Origin of the sequence: Citrobacter sp. RHBSTW-00859 (assembly GCF_013729795.1) — a bacterium.
Taxonomy (GTDB): Bacteria; Pseudomonadota; Gammaproteobacteria; order Enterobacterales; family Enterobacteriaceae; genus Citrobacter; species Citrobacter braakii.
Map to the genome: position 1 here is coordinate 4,101,421 of NZ_CP056284.1, position 17,736 is coordinate 4,119,156.

The window sequence follows — 17,736 nt, forward strand, 5'->3', positions numbered from 1 at the left end:
CCAGGAGCATAGATAACTATGTGACTGGGGTGAGCGACAAATCTGCCGGGAGCAGATTTGAACGCTGCTTGCAGCGGCCCCGAAGGGGCGAGGCCCGGAGATGGGCCGAGTAACGCAGCCAACACAGAGGCAGCGTGAATGATGAAGTGTATGGGCTGAGAGATACCCGTCGAACCTGATCCGGATAATGCCGGCGAAGGGATTTGAGGCTGCAACTCAAGTCCTTTGCCACCCAACTTTATGAGGTGCAAAGTGTTTAAAAAATGTCTTCCGCTTTTACTGCTGTGCGCAGCGCCTGCTTTCGCCAAACCTGTACTGACAGTATATACCTACGACTCGTTCGCAGCTGACTGGGGCCCGGGTCCGACAATAAAAAAAGCCTTTGAAGCTGACTGCAACTGTGAACTGAAACTGGTCGCGCTGGAAGATGGTGTCTCGCTGCTTAACCGCCTGCGCATGGAAGGAAAAAACAGTAAAGCTGACGTCGTACTGGGCCTCGATAACAACCTTCTGGAAGCCGCCACCCAAACCAAACTGTTTGCCAAAAGCGGTGTAGCAAGTGAAGCCGTAAACGTGCCCGGCGGCTGGAAAAACGATACCTTCGTTCCGTTTGATTACGGCTATTTCGCCTTCGTTTATGATAAGAACAAGCTGAAGAATCCGCCCAAAAGCCTGAAAGAACTGGTAGAGAGCGATCAAAAATGGCGCGTCATTTATCAGGACCCGCGTACCAGCACGCCGGGGCTGGGCCTGCTGCTATGGATGCAGAAAGTCTATGGCGATAAGGCGCCGGAGGCCTGGCGCGCGCTTTCGGCAAAAACCGTCACGGTCACCAAGGGCTGGAGTGAAGCCTACGGCCTGTTCCTGAAGGGCGAAAGCGACCTGGTACTCAGCTACACCACCTCTCCGGCCTATCACATCATCGCCGAGAAAAAAGACAACTACGCCGCAGCCAACTTTAGCGAAGGCCACTATTTGCAGGTAGAAGTCGCCGCCCGTACTGCGGCCAGCAAACAGCCGGAACTGGCCGAGAAATTCCTCAAGTTTATGGTGTCTCCGGCCTTCCAGAACGCGATTCCGACCGGCAACTGGATGTATCCGGTAACCCAGGTCGCCCTGCCGTCTGGATTCGAGCAACTGAATAAGCCAGCCACCGCTCTGGAATTTACGCCGCAGCAGGTTGCGGCTCAACGCCAGGCATGGATTAGCGAATGGCAACGCGCCGTCAGCCGTTAATTCCCGGCTGGCTGGTTCCAGGGCTTACCGCCGCCACGCTGATGGTGGCCGTTGCCCTGGCCGCGTTTCTGGCGCTATGGTTTAACGCCCCACGGGGGGAGTGGATCTCACTGTGGCAAGACGACTACCTGTGGCACGTGGTGCGTTTTTCTTTCTGGCAGGCTTTTTTATCCGCAGTGCTGTCGGTCATCCCGGCGATTTTCCTTGCCAGAGCGCTCTATCGCCGCCGTTTTCCAGGACGACTGGCGCTGCTGCGCCTGTGCGCGATGACGTTAATCCTGCCAGTGCTGGTCGCGGTCTTCGGTATTCTTAGCGTGTACGGTCGTCAGGGCTGGTTGGCCTCGATCTGGCATACATTCGGGCTGGAATGGACGTTTTCGCCGTACGGTCTGCAGGGCATTCTGCTGGCGCACGTCTTTTTCAATCTGCCGATGGCCAGTCGTCTGCTGTTGCAGTCGCTGGAGAATATTCCCGGCGAACAGCGACAGTTAGCCGCTCAGTTAGGTCTGCGCGGCTGGCATTTCTTCCGCTTTGTTGAATGGCCGTGGCTGCGTCGGCAAATCCTTCCCGTCGCGGCGCTCATCTTTATGCTCTGTTTCGCCAGCTTCGCCACCGTTTTGTCACTGGGCGGTGGACCGCAGGCCACAACCATCGAGCTGGCGATTTATCAGGCGCTGAACTTTGATTACGATCCCGCCCGCGCCGCCATGCTGGCGTTGATCCAGATGGTTTGTTGTTTAGCGCTGGTGCTCTTCAGCCAACGTCTGAGCCGCGCCATCGCCCCCGGTACCACGCTGGTTCAGGGCTGGCGCGATCCCGACGATCGTCTGCACAGCCGCCTGGCAGACGCGCTGCTGATTATTCTGGCCCTGCTGCTACTGCTGCCGCCGCTGCTGGCGGTAATTGTCGATGGTATTAACCGCCATATGCTGGATGTTCTTAAGCAACCTGTACTGTGGCACGCGCTGGGAACCTCGCTGCGTATTGCGCTGGCGGCAGGTGCGTTGTGCGTTGTTCTCACCATGATGCTGTTATGGAGCAGTCGTGAACTGCGTGCCCGACAGCAGGTGCTGGCTGGTCAGATGCTGGAACTTAGCGGCATGATGATCCTCGCCATGCCGGGCATCGTGCTGGCAACCGGCTTCTTTCTGCTGCTCAATAACACCATTGGACTCCCCGAATCAGCCGACGGCATTGTCATTTTTACCAATGCGCTGATGGCGATCCCTTACGCGCTGAAGGTGCTGGAAAACCCAATGCGGGACGTCACCACCCGCTACAGTATGTTGTGCCAGTCGTTGGGAATTGAGGGATGGTCGCGCCTGAAAGTGGTTGAACTTCGCGCCCTGAAGCGCCCGCTGGCGCAGGCGATGGCTTTTGCCTGCGTGCTGTCGATTGGCGATTTTGGCGTGGTCGCGCTATTTGGTAATGAGGATTTCCGCACCCTGCCGTTTTATTTATATCAGCAGATTGGCTCTTATCGCAGTCAGGATGGCGCAGTTACGGCGTTATTGCTGCTGATCCTATGCTTTACGCTGTTTACCGTTATTGAGAAATTGCCGGGTCGAAATGTTAAAACTGATTGATATCACATGGCTTTATCACCATTTGCCGATGCGCTTTACGCTGTCGATCGCGCGCGGTGAGCAGGTCGCGATCCTCGGGCCCAGCGGCGCCGGGAAAAGTACGCTGCTGAATCTGATCGCCGGCTTTCTCACGCCTGCCAGCGGTACCATGTTGATTGAAGGTGAAGATCACACCGCCACGCCTCCCTCACGTCGCCCCGTTTCGATGCTGTTTCAGGAAAATAACCTGTTCAGCCACCTGAGCGTGCAGCAAAACATCGGCCTGGGCCTTAACCCGGGATTGAAGCTGAACGCATCGCAGCGGGAGAAAATGCATCACATCGCCCAGCAAATGGGGATCGACTCACTGCTGGAGCGCCTCCCCGGTGAGCTTTCCGGCGGTCAGCGACAGCGCGTAGCGCTGGCGCGTTGCCTGGTGCGGGAACAACCCATTTTGCTGCTTGATGAACCGTTCTCTGCGCTCGATCCCGCCCTGCGCCAGGAGATGTTAACGCTGGTTGCCGAGGTCTGTCGCGATAAACAGCTTACCTTGCTGATGGTGTCCCACAGTGTAGAAGATGCGGCGCGAATTGCGTCCCGTTCGATTGTGGTCGCCGACGGGCGCATCGCCTGGCAGGGCAAAACGGATGAGTTATTAAGCGGTCAGGCCAGCGCCTCGACGCTCTTGGGCATCAAAGCCGAGTGATTGATTTCCCAGGCCGGATAAGCGTCAGCGCCATCCGGCAAAAGAATCGTCAGAAACCCACGACTTTACGCAGAATATCAATATACACCGGCATCAGCGGATGGCGCAGTAACGCCACCAGCGCAACCACGCCGATCCCAAGCGTCAACGGCGCCAGATACAGTAAACGGCTGCGGGGGAAATACGCGGTTAAGCGATCGACTGCCGCTTTGCCGCTACGCCACAGTCGCCAGCAAAACCAGCCCCCTACCCATAGCAACAGCGCCGTCGCCAGCAGCAACCATTTGAAATCCCCGCTCTGCATCTCAGAAGGAATATCAATTGCCGCCCCCGCCAGGATCCCCGGCAGGAAGTAGAACGGCGGCCACAGTATGCAACCAATAATATTCGGGACGATAAATTTAGCGACAGGCAGATCCAGCATGCCCGCCACCATTGGCACCAGCGGACGCGTCGGTCCCACAAAACGCCCCACCAGAATGGTAAACATGCTGTGCTGATGCAGCGCGTGCTCGGTTTTATCCAGCAACGCCTTGTTCTTTTTCATGAACGACCAACGGTGCAGCGGCTTTTTAAAGCGCCAGCCCAACCAGAAAGAGATCCAGTCCCCCAACAGGCAACCAATGATGCCCGCAAGCCAGGCATGCCAGAAGTTCAGTTCGCCACTGCCAATCAGCGCCCCCAGTCCCGCCATCATCACGGTACCGGGCAGAATCAGGCCAACCAGCGCCAGTGACTCCAGAAAGGCCACCAGCAGTACGGCGATCAGGGAGTACAGGGCGGACTGAAGAATAAAGTGTTCCAGCAATGCTTGCATAATGTGTCCGTCAGATTTACGAAGCAGGGATTTTGATAACCCGTCTCAACTTCGTCAAGCCATCAATTGTCTGAATAGATTGCGAGTTATGACAACTTTCAGGACACATCATTCACTTTTTATTCACATCCGGCGCGAAACTCGCTCGGACTGGCGCCGGTACATTTTTTGAAAACGCGAGAAAAATAGAGCTGATCGTCAAAGCCAACATTGCGCCCCACCGTAGCAATGGGCATACGAGTGGTACTCAGCAATAGCTTGGCCTGGCTGATACGCTGATCCTCGCGCCAGCTTAATACGCTGATACCCAACTGTTGACGGAACAGATGCGACAAACGGGAAGGCGACAGGCAGACGTGCTGTGCGACGCTGGCAATATCAAAATTACTGTCCGCCAGGTGATCGCTGATGTACTGGCAGGCGTCGCGCACGCGGTTGTCCATGGGGGGATGCAGCGATTCATTAATGGCTTCCATACGTCGGAGCAATAACTGTTCCAGTAAATTAATCGCCAGCAGTTCGGAATAGCGACCTTCTCTCTGCCCGGCGTTGATTATCTGCCCAAACAGTTCGTTAAAATGCGGCTGATGTGCTTCATCCGGACGAAAGAATCCAGTCTGAGCAAAAATGGCCGGCCAGGTCAGCCACTCCTGCCAGTAGGCGCGTGGGCGAAAGTAAACCCACTGGTGATACCACTCGCTGGCATCAGGATGGCGTCCGTAGTGGTGAATTTCTCCGGGCGGAAACAGCAAAATATCGCCAGGCCGACAGACAAATTGTTTGCCCTGATTATTGATAACCCCTTCGCCACGGATAGTGAGATTGAGGATATAGCCCTTCATACCCAGCGGCCTGTCGATAAAAAAATCCAGGTATCCGTTCGCCTCGATGGGGGTTAATCCGGCCACCAAATGCGCGTTAAACGAATAGCCTGGCAGCAGGGGATCGTTTTGCGTTTCAGCCATAATTTCAATACTCCCTATATTCTGCTAAGAAACAATTTGTCCATATTACGCCAGACATCATTGCCGTCGCCCCTGCGGGCCGCTGTGTTTGCGGTAATGGACCATCAACCCCGCTTGTGAAAAGCACTTTGTAAAAAATATGTACTGCGCCAACGTTAAAATCGGCTAACAAAAGTGTCTATAACTACGGCAGAAATGTCCACATTGATTATTTGCACGGCGTCACACTTTGTGATGCCACAGCATTTTAGTCCATAAGATTAGCGAATCCTGCCTGACGGTTTTTATCCCTACTAACTACTGTTTATCCATACCCGTATTTTTGGATGGAGTAAGACGATGGCGATTGCAATTGGCCTCGATTTTGGCAGTGATTCAGTACGCGCTTTGGCAGTGGAATGTGCCACCGGTGAAGAAATCGCCACCAGCGTAGAGTGGTACCCACGTTGGCAGGAAGGACAGTATTGCGATGGCCCAAACAACCAGTTTCGCCATCATCCACGCGACTACATTGAATCGATGGAAGCGGCGCTGAAAACCGTGCTGGCCGAACTGAGCGTTAAACAGCGTGCGGAAGTGGTCGGGATTGGCGTTGACAGCACCGGTTCAACCCCGGCCCCCATCGATGCCGACGGCAACGTACTGGCGTTGCGTCCGGAGTTCGCTGAAAACCCAAATGCAATGTTTGTCCTGTGGAAAGATCACACCTCAGTAGAAGAAGCTGAAGAAATTACCCGTCTGTGCCACACACCGGGCAAGATCGATTACTCCCGCTATATCGGCGGTATTTATTCCAGCGAATGGTTCTGGGCCAAAATCCTGCATGTGACCCGTAAGGACCACGCGGTTGCCGAGGCCGCGGTTTCGTGGATTGAACTGTGCGACTGGGTTCCAGCCCTGCTCTCTAATACCGTACGTCCACAGGATATTCGTCGCGGTCGCTGCAGCGCCGGGCATAAATCCCTGTGGCATGAAAGCTGGGGTGGTCTACCGCCAGCCAGTTTCTTTGACGAACTCGACCCCATCCTCAACCGCCATCTGCAATACCCGATGTTTACCGATACCTTCACAGCCGACCTGCCGGTTGGCACCCTGTGCGCCGAGTGGGCGCAGCGTCTGGGGCTACCGGAAAGCGTGGTGATTGCAGGCGGCGCTTTTGACTGCCATATGGGCGCGGTCGGCGCGGGCGCACAGCCCAATACGCTGGTGAAAGTCATTGGCACGTCGACCTGCGACATTCTGATTGCTGACAAACACAGCGTCGGCGAGCGCGCGGTGAAAGGCATTTGCGGCCAGGTTGATGGCAGCGTGGTGCCGCATTTTATTGGCCTCGAGGCAGGCCAGTCCGCGTTCGGCGATATTTATGCCTGGTTTAGCCGTGTGCTGAGCTGGCCGCTGGAGCAGCTTGCCACGCAGCACCCGGAGCTGAAGACCCAGATTAAAGCCAGCCAAAAACAGCTGCTACCAGCGCTAACCGAAGCCTGGGCGAGAAATCCGTCGCTGGATCATCTGCCGGTGGTGCTCGACTGGTTCAACGGTCGCCGTACGCCCAATGCCAACCAGCGTCTGAAAGGAGTGATTACCGATCTGAATCTGGCAACCGACGCGCCAGCGCTGTTCGGCGGTCTGATTGCCGCCACCGCCTTTGGTGCTCGCGCCATCATGGAATGCTTCACCGAACAAGGCATTGCGGTTAACAACGTAATGGCGCTAGGCGGCATCGCCCGTAAAAACCCGGTCATCATGCAGGCCTGCTGTGACGTGCTCAACCGTCCGCTACAGATTGTCGCTTCAGACCAGTGCTGCGCACTCGGTGCGGCTATCTTTGCCGCCGTTGCCGCGAAAGTACACACCGATATCCCAGCCGCTCAGCAACAGATGGCAAGCGCCGTGGAAAACACGCTGCAACCTCGACCAGAGCAGGCTCAACGTTTTGAACAGCTTTACCGCCGATACCAGCAGTGGGCGATAAGCGCTGAACAACAATACCTTCCGACTGCCGCTCCGGCGCAACAAACCCCGGTAGACCAGGCAACCCTGACACATTAAGGACACGACAATGACGATTTTTGATAACTATGAAGTGTGGTTTGTGATTGGTAGCCAGCATCTGTATGGCCCTGAAACCCTGCGTCAGGTAACCCAACATGCCGAGCACGTCGTTAACGCGCTGAATACTGAAGCTAAACTGCCCTGCAAACTGGTTTTAAAACCTCTGGGTACTTCACCTGACGAGATTACCGCTATTTGTCGTGACGCTAACTACGACGATCGCTGCGCAGGTCTGGTGGTCTGGCTGCACACTTTCTCTCCGGCCAAAATGTGGATTAACGGTCTGACTATCCTCAACAAGCCGCTGATGCAATTCCATACCCAGTTCAACGCCGCCCTGCCGTGGGACAGCATTGATATGGACTTTATGAACCTGAACCAGACCGCGCACGGCGGCCGTGAGTTCGGCTTCATCGGCGCACGTATGCGTCAGCAGCACGCCGTGGTCACCGGTCACTGGCAGGACAAACAAGCGCACGAACGCATTGGCTCTTGGATGCGCCAGGCCGTGTCCAAACAGGATACCCGCCATCTGAAAGTCTGCCGTTTTGGCGACAACATGCGTGAAGTCGCGGTCACCGATGGCGATAAAGTCGCTGCGCAGATCAAATTTGGCTTCTCGGTAAATACCTGGGCCGTAGGCGATCTGGTGCAGGTAGTGAACTCCATTAGCGACGGCGAAATCAACGCGCTAATCGATGAGTATGAAAGCACCTACACCATGACGGCGGCAACGCAAGTCCACGGTGAGAAACGTCAGAACGTACTGGAAGCGGCCCGTATTGAACTGGGGATGAAGCGCTTCCTGGAACAGGGCGGATTCCACGCCTTTACCACGACATTTGAAGATTTACACGGCCTGAAACAGCTCCCGGGTCTGGCCGTACAGCGTCTGATGCAGCAAGGCTACGGCTTTGCGGGCGAAGGCGACTGGAAAACCGCCGCTCTGCTTCGCATCATGAAGGTGATGTCAACCGGTCTGCAGGGCGGCACCTCATTTATGGAGGATTACACCTACCACTTCGAGAAAGGCAACGATCTGGTGCTCGGCTCGCACATGCTGGAAGTGTGCCCGTCTATCGCGGTGGAAGATAAACCGATCCTCGACGTTCAGCATCTCGGCATTGGTGGCAAAGACGATCCCGCTCGTCTGATCTTCAACACCAAAACTGGTCCGGCAGTCGTTGCCAGCCTGATCGATCTTGGCGATCGCTATCGCCTGCTGGTTAACTGCATCGACACAGTTCAAACACCGCACTCCCTGCCGAAACTGCCGGTGGCTAACGCATTGTGGAAGGCCCAGCCTGATCTGCCAACCGCATCTGAAGCCTGGATCCTGGCCGGTGGCGCGCACCACACCGTCTTCAGCCACGCGCTGGATCTGAACGATATGCGCCAGTTCGCTGAAATGCACGATATCGAGATCGCCGTGATCGACAACGATACCCGCCTGCCGGCCTTTAAGGACGCGCTGCGCTGGAACGACGTCTATTACGGTTTTAAACGTTAATTATGTTGTTGCCGGATGGCTCTGCGCTTGCCCGCCATCCGGCACAGAGGAATCAACATGTTAGAAGATCTCAAACGTCAGGTGCTGGAAGCCAATCTGGCGTTGCCTAAGCACCACCTGGTCACCTTGACCTGGGGGAACGTGAGTGCCGTCGATCGCGAGCGCGGCGTGTTTGTGATTAAACCATCCGGGGTCGATTACAGCGTTATGACCGCAGAAGATATGGTCGTAGTCAGTATCGCCACCGGTGAGGTTGTAGAAGGTGCGAAGAAACCCTCCTCCGATACCCCAACGCACCGTCTGCTGTATCAGGCATTCCCGACCATTGGCGGCATTGTTCATACCCATTCGCGTCATGCAACCATCTGGGCGCAGGCGGGCCAGTCGATTCCAGCCACGGGTACCACTCATGCGGACTATTTCTACGGATCGATTCCCTGCACACGGAAAATGACCGAGGAAGAAATCAACGGCGAATATGAGTGGGAAACCGGTAATGTGATCGTTGAAACCTTTGAGAAACAAGGTATTGACGCTTCGCAGATGCCTGGCGTGCTGGTGCACTCTCACGGTCCGTTTGCGTGGGGAAAAAACGCCGAAGATGCGGTACACAACGCCATCGTGCTGGAAGAAGTCGCCTACATGGGGATCTTCTGTCGCCAGCTCGCGCCGCAATTGCCGGATATGCAGCAAACCCTGTTAGATAAACATTACCTACGTAAACACGGCGCAAAAGCCTACTACGGCCAGTGAAAACAATCTGAGCGCGCCCGAAATCTCGGTGGCGCGCTCTCTGGTTATTCCTTTATATATTCCGCAAACGCACTTCGATACACACAGTTATTAGCACAAACGTATTTAATCACGTTGTCATAATGTCCCTGCGCCTCTTCACCATCCAGTGAATGAAAGAAAATGTAATCTGTAATCGTTGACTGCCAGCGCTGTCCATTCAACAGATAATTAATCACCGTATCACGATGACCATTTATTCTGTCATGCCCTTGCCAGTGAAAGAAAGCATTCCCACGTTCAATAACCTCAGTACGCCAAATTTGACCTGACCACGTTCTATACTCAATATATTGACTTACTGATTTAATTGTAGGGTTAGATAACTGAGTATTAACAAATAAATAGTGATCATATCCTACCTGTAACGCCTGAGTATAAATATCCATAATAGGCCTCCATAACACTACGCACCCAAGCTATTGATATAAAACACCCGAGCTATCAGATGAATAAAATTATATTCAGCGATAAAAATCAAATTATACAGAGAGATATTCCCGACGAAATCGAACCGAAAATCCGTTTTTATCCAGACAATAGTAAGCCATAAAAATATATTATATTCAACCTGGTAACCCGAGTGTTTGATTAAAATAGTTACACTAACCATGAATAAAAACAAATAAAAAAAATAACCATTTTTCCTGAACCGAGGGATGAGTAACAAAACCATACGAGCACGATTCCGAAAATGACATAAAAATCCTGAAACGGACTTCCAATTTATGAAACAAATATAATTACAAAAGAATAATAGATCCAAATAGCCATGACAGGCCAATAAAATAATTAAAGGAAGAGCTTTCAATTAAGGCATTCATTTATTAAATACCAAACCCTATCCTGTAACACTTTTACTGCGGAGGGCATTTTACTTTTATTGTCACAATAACTGCCCGCAGCTCTCATTTTTAACTGTACAAAATAACAGTAAAATCGTGTAAACCAGGCTATAATAATGCCTGGTTTTTTAATGGGTACGCAGCGTGGCGCAGGCAGGCTTTATTTTAACCCGGCACTGGCGGGACACCCCGCAGGGAACTGAGGTCACATTCTGGCTGGCTACAGACGACGGGCCGCTACAGGTCACGCTCGCGCCTCAGGAGTCGGTCGCGTTTATTCCTGTCAGTCAGGTTCCTCGCGTAGCGTCATTATTACGCAATGAAAACGGCTATCGTCTGACGCCGCTGCAATTGCAAGACTTCCACCGCCAGCCCGTTTCCGGCCTGTATTGCCGCTCACATCGCCAGCTCATGCGGCTGGAAAAGCTGCTGCGTGAAAACGCAATTACCGTCTACGAGGCCGACGTGCGTCCGCCGGAACGGTATCTGATGGAGCGTTTTATCACCTCGCCTGTTTGGGTTGAAGGCGACAGACATAACGGTACGCTGGTTAATGCCCGGTTGAAGCCGAACCCTGACTATCGACCGCCGCTGAAATGGGTCTCGCTGGATATCGAAACCACGCGCCACGGCGAACTCTACTGTATCGGCCTTGAAGGCTGTGGGCAGCGTATTGTCTACATGCTCGGTCCGGCAAACGGCGATGCCTCAGCGCTGGATTTTGAACTTGAATATGTCGCAAGCCGCCCGCAGTTACTGGAAAAGCTCAACGACTGGATTGCCCGTCACGATCCTGATGTGGTAATCGGCTGGAACGTCGTGCAATTCGATTTACGCGTCCTGCAAAAGCATGCTGAACGTTACCGCATTCCCCTGCGTTTTGGCCGTGACAATAGCGAGCTGGAGTGGCGCGAACATGGCTTCAAAAACGGCGTATTCTTCGCGCAGGCTAAAGGTCGCCTGATTATCGACGGCATTGAGGCGCTTAAATCCGCATTCTGGAATTTCTCATCCTTTTCGCTGGAAACGGTGTCACAGGAGCTGCTGGGCGAAGGGAAGTCGATAGATAATCCCTGGGACAGGATGGACGAAATAGATCGCCGGTTTGCCCAGGATAAGCCCGCACTCGCCACCTACAATCTCAAAGACTGTGAGCTGGTCACGCGTATTTTTCATAAAACCGAGATCATGCCATTTTTGCTGGAACGATCGACGGTAAACGGCCTGCCGGTCGACCGGCACGGCGGTTCCGTTGCCGCCTTCGGCCATCTCTACCTACCGCGAATGCACCGGGCGGGCTATGTGGCACCGAATCTGGGGGAGGTTCCCGCGCACGCCAGCCCCGGTGGCTACGTGATGGACTCGCGCCCGGGTTTGTACGACTCCGTGCTGGTGCTGGATTACAAAAGCCTGTACCCGTCAATTATTCGTACTTTTTTGATCGATCCAGTGGGACTTATCGAAGGGATGGCACAGCCGGATCGGGAACACAGTACCGAGGGGTTCCTTGACGCCTGGTTCTCACGCGAAAAGCACTGTCTGCCGGAAATTGTTACCCAGATCTGGCATGGGCGCGATGAAGCCAAACGCCGCGGCAATAAGCCGCTCTCACAGGCGCTGAAAATCATCATGAACGCGTTTTACGGCGTGCTTGGCACCACCGCCTGCCGCTTTTTCGACCCGAGGCTGGCTTCGTCTATCACCATGCGCGGTCACGCGATCATGCGTCAGACCAAAGCGCTGATTGAGGCTCAGGGTTACGACGTCATCTATGGCGACACCGACTCCACCTTTGTCTGGCTTAAAAAGGCGCACTCGGAAGACGATGCGGCCCGGATTGGTCGGGAGCTGGTAAGCTATGTCAACAACTGGTGGGCGCAATCGCTGAAGCAGCAAAACCTGACCAGCACGCTGGAGCTGGAATTTGAAACCCACTTTTGTCGCTTTCTGATGCCGACCATTCGCGGTGCAGATACCGGCAGCAAAAAACGCTACGCCGGAATGATTCAGTCAGGCGCTGAGCAACGCATGGTATTTAAAGGTCTGGAAACGGTACGCACCGACTGGACGCCGCTGGCCCAGCAGTTTCAGCAGGAGCTGTACCTGCGAATTTTTCGTAACGAGCCCTATCAAGAGTTTGTTCGCGAGACTATCGACCGTCTGATGGCGGGTGAACTGGATGAACACCTGGTGTACCGCAAACGCCTGCGCCGCCCGTTGAGCGAATACCAGCGGAATGTTCCGCCGCACGTTCGCGCCGCGCGGCTCGCCGATGAGCAGAACGTCAAACTGGGGCGTCCGCAGCAGTATCAGAATCGTGGCACGATTAAATATGTCTGGACGATAAATGGACCTGAACCTGTTGATTATCAGCTATCTGCACTTGATTACGAGCATTATCTGACCCGCCAGATCCAGCCGGTTGCCGAGGGAATTCTTCCCTTTATTGACGATAATTTTGCTACACTACTCACAGGACAACTGGGGTTATTTTGACGCGTGACGAAACCGCCGCCATCCAGTACCATAGCGCCCTTTCCATTCCTGGACCCATTTAACACCCCTACCACTGATTTATTAGCCTGGTAGCGGGGTCGTATGCTCTCAATAACGGGGACTAGCCCGGAAAATGACGAGTATTGCCTGCAATTAAAGATATAGAGCCGAACATATATGCCTTTTACACTTGGTCAACGCTGGATCAGCGATACAGAAAGCGAATTGGGACTTGGTACTGTTGTCGCCATGGATGCGCGAACCGTCACTTTACTTTTCTCATCGACGGGTGAAAACCGTCTGTATGCGCGCAGTGATTCCCCCGTGACCCGCGTGATGTTCAATCCTGGTGACACGATCACGAGCCATGAAGGCTGGCAACTGCATGTCGATGAAGTAAAAGAAGAAAACGGCCTGCTTGCCTATATCGGAACCCGCCTTGATACCGAAGAAACCGGTGTAACGCTGCGTGAAGTGCTGCTCGACAGCAAACTGGTTTTCAGTAAACCCCAGGATCGCCTGTTTGCCGGCCAGATTGACCGTATGGACCGCTTTGCGCTGCGCTATCGCGCACGTAAATTTCAGAGCGAACAGTACCGTATGCCGTGGAGTGGTTTGCGTGGTCAACGTACCAGCCTGATCCCCCACCAGCTCAACATTGCCCATGATGTCGGCCGTCGTCATGCCCCTCGCGTGTTGCTGGCAGACGAAGTGGGTTTAGGTAAAACCATTGAAGCTGGGATGATCCTGCATCAACAGCTGCTGTCAGGCGCCGCGGAGCGCGTGCTGATCATCGTCCCGGAGACGTTACAGCACCAGTGGCTGGTCGAAATGCTGCGTCGTTTCAACCTGCGCTTTGCGCTGTTTGATGATGAGCGTTATGCAGAAGCGCAGCACGATGCCTACAACCCGTTTGAAACCGAACAGTTGGTTATCTGTTCGCTGGACTTTGCCCGTCGCAGTAAACAGCGTCTGGAGCACCTGTGTGATGCCGAATGGGATCTGCTGATTGTCGATGAAGCCCATCACCTGGTGTGGAGCGAAGACGCGCCCAGCCGTGAATATATGGCCGTTGAGCAGTTGGCAGAGCGCGTACCGGGCATCCTGCTGCTGACCGCAACGCCGGAACAGCTGGGCCTGGAAAGCCACTTTGCGCGCCTGCGCCTACTGGATCCAAGCCGCTTCCACGATTTCGCCCAGTTTGTTGAAGAACAGAAAAATTACCGTCCGGTCGCCGACGCCGTCGCCATGTTACTGGCAGGCAACAAGCTGAGTAACAATGAGCTGAACATGTTAGGTGACATGATTGGCGAACAGGACATTGAGCCGTTACTGCAGGCGGCAAACAGCGACAGCGAAGACGCCCAGAGCGCGCGTCAGGAGCTGGTTTCGATGCTGATGGACCGCCACGGCACCAGCCGAGTACTGTTCCGAAATACCCGTAACGGTGTGAAAGGCTTTCCTAAACGCGAGCTGCATACCATCAAATTGCCGTTGCCAACCCAATACCAGACGGCCATTAAAGTCTCCGGTATTATGGGCGCACGTAAGAGCGCGGAAGACCGCGCGCGCGACATGCTCTACCCGGAGCAGATTTATCAGGAATTCGAAGGCGACACCGGCACCTGGTGGAACTTTGACCCGCGCGTGGAATGGCTGATGGGCTACCTGACCAGCCACCGCTCGCAAAAAGTTCTGGTTATCTGCGCGAAAGCCACCACTGCGCTTCAGCTGGAGCAGGTTCTGCGCGAGCGCGAAGGTATCCGCGCCGCCGTGTTCCATGAAGGGATGTCGATCATTGAACGTGACCGCGCTGCGGCCTGGTTTAGCGAAGAAGATAGCGGCGCCCAGGTGATGCTGTGCTCTGAAATCGGCTCCGAAGGGCGTAACTTCCAGTTCGCCAGCCATCTGGTGATGTTTGATCTGCCTTTCAATCCGGACCTGCTGGAACAGCGTATTGGCCGTCTGGACCGTATTGGTCAGGTGCATGATATCCAGATCCACGTTCCATACCTGGAAAAAACCGCGCAATCCGTGCTGGTGCGTTGGTACCACGAAGGTCTGGATGCGTTCGAACACACTTGCCCGACCGGACGTACCATCTATGACACGGTATATAACAATCTAATCGGCTACCTGGCTGAGCCAGAAAACACCGATGGCTTTGACGATCTGATCAAAACCTGTCGCGAACAGCATGACGCGCTGAAAGCGCAGCTGGAGCAAGGTCGCGATCGCCTGCTGGAGATCCACTCTAACGGCGGCGAAAAAGCGCTGGCGCTGGCTGAGAGTATTGAAGAACAGGACGACGATACCAGCCTGATCGCCTTCGCCATGAACCTGTTTGATATCGTTGGTATTAATCAGGATGACCGTGGCGACAATTTGATCGTGCTGACACCGTCCGATCATATGCTGGTGCCGGATTTCCCTGGGCTGCCGGAAGATGGCTGTACCATTACGTTTGAGCGTGATGTTGCCCTGTCGCGTGAAGACGCGCAGTTTATTACCTGGGAGCATCCGCTGATCCGTAATGGTCTGGATCTGATCCTCTCCGGCGACACCGGAAGCAGCACCATTTCTTTGCTGAAAAACAAAGCATTACCGGTCGGTACTCTGCTGGTTGAACTGGTCTACGTCGTTGAAGCGCAAGCGCCAAAACAGCTGCAGTTAAACCGCTTCCTGCCGCCAACTCCGGTACGCATGCTGCTGGACAAAAACGGCAACAACCTTGCCGCGCAGGTTGAATTCGAAACCTTTAACCGTCAGCTCAGCGCCGTTAACCGCCACACCGGCAGTAAACTGGTCAACGCCGTTCAGCAGGATGTTCATGCCATTCTGCAACTCGGTGAAGCGCAGGTAGAAAAATCGGCCCGCGTGCTAATCGATGCGGCGCGCAAAGAGGCGGACGAGAAGCTGACGGCTGAACTCTCCCGTCTGGAAGCGCTGCGTGCCGTTAACCCGAACATCCGTGATGACGAACTCAGCGCCATTGAAAGCAATCGTCAGCTGGTGATGGAAAGCCTGGATCAGGCGGGATGGCGTCTGGATGCCCTGCGCCTGATCGTCGTGACGCATCAGTAACGGAGCCTGACATGGGGATGGAAAACTATAATCCGCCGCAGGAACCCTGGCTGGTTATCCTGTATCAGGATGAGCACATTATGGTGGTCAACAAGCCGAGCGGCTTGTTGTCCGTGCCGGGTCGTCTGGATGAACACAAAGACAGCGTGATGACGCGTATTCAGCGCGATTACCCGCAAGCTGAATCCGTACATCGTCTGGATATGGCAACCAGCGGCGTGATTGTAGTGGCGCTAACTAAAGCGGCAGAGCGCGAGCTAAAGCGCCAGTTTCGCGAACGCGAGCCGAAGAAACAGTATGTCGCACGCGTCTGGGGACATCCCGCTCCGGCCGAGGGGCTGGTTGATTTACCGCTGATTTGCGACTGGCCGAATCGGCCAAAGCAGAAAGTGTGTTATGAGACCGGAAAATCGGCGCAGACCGAGTATGAAGTGGTGGAGTTCGTGGAAGATAACACCGCCCGGGTCGTGCTCAAACCCATTACCGGACGCTCCCACCAGTTGCGTGTGCATATGCTGGCATTAGGGCATCCGATCCTGGGCGACCGCTTCTACGCCCCGCCACAGGCCCTGGCGTTAGCGCCGCGCCTGCTGCTGCATGCAGAGATGTTAACTATCACGCATCCCGAATACGGCAACAGTATGACGTTTAAAGTTCCAGCAGATTTTTAAACGCAGGACCCATTTAGGCCGAGTGCTTCGCTTGCCCGGCCTACATTCATTAACGTAGGCCGGATAAGGCGCTAGCTGCCACCCGGCATAACGATTATTTAAAGCCTTTCTGTTCTTTAATTAGCTCGTAAGCTTTTTGTATTTCCTGCGCTTTTTGCTTTGCCATTTCCATCATTTCTGGCGGCAGACCTTTCGCCACCAGTTTGTCCGGATGGTGCTCGCTCATCAGCTTACGGTATGCGCGCTTAATGGTGGTCGCATCATCGGTCGCTTTCACACCCAGCACATTGCAGGCGTCTTCCAGCGTCGGACCGCGTTGCGCCTGCTGCCAGCCACCGCCGCCGGACTGCTGCTGATATCCGCCGCCAAACTGGGCGCCGCCCTGCATCATGCGCAGAAACTGATCAAACTGGGTACGTGAGATCCCCAACTCTTCAGCAATAACATACAGCACTTCACGCTCGTTCGGATGCAACGACCCATCGGCAAAAGCCGCCTGGATCTGAATCTCCAGAAACATGCGGATCAGATCGAAGCGACCAAAACAGACGCTGCGAAACTGACGCATTTTTTCACGTAATGGGTAATTGTCCGTTTTTCCCACCCGGAAGGCATGTTGCGCGGCGGTACGCGAGTCACCGTGCAAATTCATTCGATCCATCAATTGACTGGCGATATGGATATCGGCTTCCGTGACGCGACCTTTGGATTTGGTCAGGTGCCCCATCACCTCAAAAGTGGTGGCAAAAAACAGCGCCTGGCGTTCACGCTGGTTGGCAAACCACGCCATTTTGCGCATGCGGGCTTTGTCGAACATGTGGCCAACTAACAGGCCCAGAACCACACCCCAGAAGCCGCCGCCCATCATTAAGGCCACGGCGACACCAATTATCTTTCCCCAATACTGCATAGACTCCCCAAATCTTTCTGCCCTCAGCCAGGATATGTCCCACAATATAAGGTGCTTTTACCGATTTACGGCTGCGGTCAATTGTGG

At 54.4% G+C, this 17,736-nt stretch carries 13 protein-coding genes; 9 read left to right on the top strand and 4 right to left on the bottom strand.

The window, feature by feature from the left end; genetic code table 11:
- Positions 1-252 precede the first annotated feature (252 nt).
- The 3 genes from thiB to thiQ are packed head-to-tail and all read left to right on the top strand — an operon-like array spanning position 253 to position 3,507.
- Complete coding sequence (gene thiB / locus HV302_RS20600; RefSeq protein ID WP_016151679.1) at positions 253-1,236, top strand: thiamine ABC transporter substrate binding subunit; 984 nt, start codon at positions 253-255, stop codon at positions 1,234-1,236.
- Positions 1,212-2,822: a thiamine/thiamine pyrophosphate ABC transporter permease ThiP gene (gene thiP / locus HV302_RS20605; protein WP_181626520.1), complete on the top strand. Its 1,611-nt coding sequence runs from the start codon at positions 1,212-1,214 to the stop codon at positions 2,820-2,822. The genes thiB and thiP overlap by 25 nt, the downstream gene beginning before the upstream one ends.
- The gene (thiQ, locus tag HV302_RS20610; protein WP_016151677.1) at positions 2,806-3,507 is read left to right on the top strand and encodes a thiamine ABC transporter ATP-binding protein ThiQ; all 702 of its coding nucleotides are present in this window, start codon (positions 2,806-2,808) and stop codon (positions 3,505-3,507) included. Before thiP ends, thiQ begins: the two co-directional genes overlap by 17 nt.
- 49 nt (positions 3,508-3,556) lie before the next feature.
- On the opposite strand, the gene HV302_RS20615 is transcribed toward thiQ, so the two are convergent.
- Complete coding sequence (locus tag HV302_RS20615; RefSeq protein WP_016155679.1) at positions 3,557-4,324, bottom strand: DedA family protein; 768 nt, start codon at positions 4,322-4,324, stop codon at positions 3,557-3,559.
- Between the two features lie 119 nt (positions 4,325-4,443).
- Entirely contained in the window at positions 4,444-5,289 is an 846-nt protein-coding gene (araC, locus tag HV302_RS20620; protein ID WP_103768415.1) for an arabinose operon transcriptional regulator AraC, read from the bottom strand.
- A 339-nt stretch (positions 5,290-5,628) separates the two neighbouring features.
- Between araC and araB the strand changes: the two genes are divergently transcribed.
- From araB to araD, 3 genes are read left to right on the top strand one after another with little or no spacing between them, the layout of a single operon-like run.
- On the top strand, positions 5,629-7,338 hold the full coding sequence (gene araB / locus HV302_RS20625) for a ribulokinase (RefSeq protein WP_181626521.1): 1,710 nt from the start codon (positions 5,629-5,631) through the stop codon (positions 7,336-7,338).
- Positions 7,339-7,348: 10 nt separating this feature from the next.
- A complete protein-coding gene (gene araA / locus HV302_RS20630; protein ID WP_016155678.1) occupies positions 7,349-8,851 on the top strand; it encodes an L-arabinose isomerase in 1,503 nt (500 codons plus the stop codon).
- Positions 8,852-8,908: 57 nt separating this feature from the next.
- A complete protein-coding gene (araD, locus tag HV302_RS20635; RefSeq protein ID WP_047498360.1) occupies positions 8,909-9,604 on the top strand; it encodes an L-ribulose-5-phosphate 4-epimerase in 696 nt (231 codons plus the stop codon).
- A 44-nt stretch (positions 9,605-9,648) separates the two neighbouring features.
- Here the strand turns inward: araD and HV302_RS20640 are convergent, their stop codons facing one another.
- On the bottom strand, positions 9,649-10,032 hold the full coding sequence (locus HV302_RS20640) for a DUF4751 family protein (protein WP_016155677.1): 384 nt from the start codon (positions 10,030-10,032) through the stop codon (positions 9,649-9,651).
- A 600-nt stretch (positions 10,033-10,632) separates the two neighbouring features.
- Here HV302_RS20640 and polB point away from each other — a divergent pair.
- From polB to rluA, 3 genes are all read left to right on the top strand, one after another.
- On the top strand, positions 10,633-12,984 hold the full coding sequence (gene polB / locus HV302_RS20645) for a DNA polymerase II (protein ID WP_181626522.1): 2,352 nt from the start codon (positions 10,633-10,635) through the stop codon (positions 12,982-12,984).
- A gap of 177 nt (positions 12,985-13,161) precedes the next feature.
- Complete coding sequence (gene rapA / locus HV302_RS20650) at positions 13,162-16,068, top strand: RNA polymerase-associated protein RapA (protein WP_181626523.1); 2,907 nt, start codon at positions 13,162-13,164, stop codon at positions 16,066-16,068.
- An 11-nt stretch (positions 16,069-16,079) separates the two neighbouring features.
- On the top strand, positions 16,080-16,739 hold the full coding sequence (gene rluA, locus HV302_RS20655; protein ID WP_181626524.1) for a bifunctional tRNA pseudouridine(32) synthase/23S rRNA pseudouridine(746) synthase RluA: 660 nt from the start codon (positions 16,080-16,082) through the stop codon (positions 16,737-16,739).
- Positions 16,740-16,833: 94 nt separating this feature from the next.
- Here rluA and djlA read toward each other — a convergent pair whose 3' ends face one another.
- Positions 16,834-17,649: a co-chaperone DjlA gene (gene djlA / locus HV302_RS20660; RefSeq protein WP_181626525.1), complete on the bottom strand. Its 816-nt coding sequence runs from the start codon at positions 17,647-17,649 to the stop codon at positions 16,834-16,836.
- Positions 17,650-17,736: the final 87 nt, after the last annotated feature.

Bases quoted from the DNA above. Each gene is read 5' to 3' on its own strand.
- araD (WP_047498360.1), top strand. From the start codon at position 8,909: ATGTTAGAAGATCTCAAACGTCAGGTGCTGGAAGCCAATCTGGCGTTG.
- djlA (WP_181626525.1), bottom strand. From the start codon at position 17,649: ATGCAGTATTGGGGAAAGATAATTGGTGTCGCCGTGGCCTTAATGATG.
- rluA (WP_181626524.1), top strand. From the start codon at position 16,080: ATGGGGATGGAAAACTATAATCCGCCGCAGGAACCCTGGCTGGTTATC.
- araA (WP_016155678.1), top strand. From the start codon at position 7,349: ATGACGATTTTTGATAACTATGAAGTGTGGTTTGTGATTGGTAGCCAG.
- araC (WP_103768415.1), bottom strand. From the start codon at position 5,289: ATGGCTGAAACGCAAAACGATCCCCTGCTGCCAGGCTATTCGTTTAAC.
- HV302_RS20640 (WP_016155677.1), bottom strand. From the start codon at position 10,032: ATGGATATTTATACTCAGGCGTTACAGGTAGGATATGATCACTATTTA.
- thiP (WP_181626520.1), top strand. From the start codon at position 1,212: ATGGCAACGCGCCGTCAGCCGTTAATTCCCGGCTGGCTGGTTCCAGGG.
- araB (WP_181626521.1), top strand. From the start codon at position 5,629: ATGGCGATTGCAATTGGCCTCGATTTTGGCAGTGATTCAGTACGCGCT.
- HV302_RS20615 (WP_016155679.1), bottom strand. From the start codon at position 4,324: ATGCAAGCATTGCTGGAACACTTTATTCTTCAGTCCGCCCTGTACTCC.
- rapA (WP_181626523.1), top strand. From the start codon at position 13,162: ATGCCTTTTACACTTGGTCAACGCTGGATCAGCGATACAGAAAGCGAA.
- thiQ (WP_016151677.1), top strand. From the start codon at position 2,806: ATGTTAAAACTGATTGATATCACATGGCTTTATCACCATTTGCCGATG.